The sequence below is a fragment of the Mesorhizobium sp. M00.F.Ca.ET.216.01.1.1 genome, from assembly GCF_004010325.2.
In the GTDB taxonomy this organism is placed as follows: Bacteria; Pseudomonadota; Alphaproteobacteria; order Rhizobiales; family Rhizobiaceae; genus Mesorhizobium.
The window spans coordinates 1-320 of the sequence record NZ_SADR02000372.1; the positions used below are offsets into that span (position 1 = coordinate 1).

Sequence of the window (320 nt, forward strand, 5' to 3'; positions counted from 1 at the left end):
CGTTGCTCGAGCGCACGGGAGACGACGAGCTCAAGCAGGCGGCCAAGCGCGTCAGCGCCAAGATCGCCGGGGTGGTGCCGGCGCCTCTGCGCCAGACGCTGGACGCCAATGCGCTGCATGCCTGGGGGTTCGCCGCGCCTTCAGCGGGCGCGATCGACCTCGCTCTGGTGCGCCGCGCCATCCGCGACGAGGAGAAGCTCGACCTTTCCTACCGCGACGAAGCAGGCCGTGCCTCCGAGCGGCTGATCCGCCCGATCGCGCTGATCTACTACGCCGAAACCGCCAACATCGTCGCCTGGTGCGAGCTGCGCCAGGCGATC

The 320-nt window shown here is 70.0% G+C and carries 1 protein-coding gene; it reads left to right on the forward strand.

Annotation, left to right across the window (positions count from 1 at the left end; all coding sequences use genetic code 11):
• Positions 1 to 320: WYL domain-containing protein (locus EN859_RS36540; protein WP_135913700.1), on the forward strand; the 320-nt coding region annotated here is incomplete at both ends.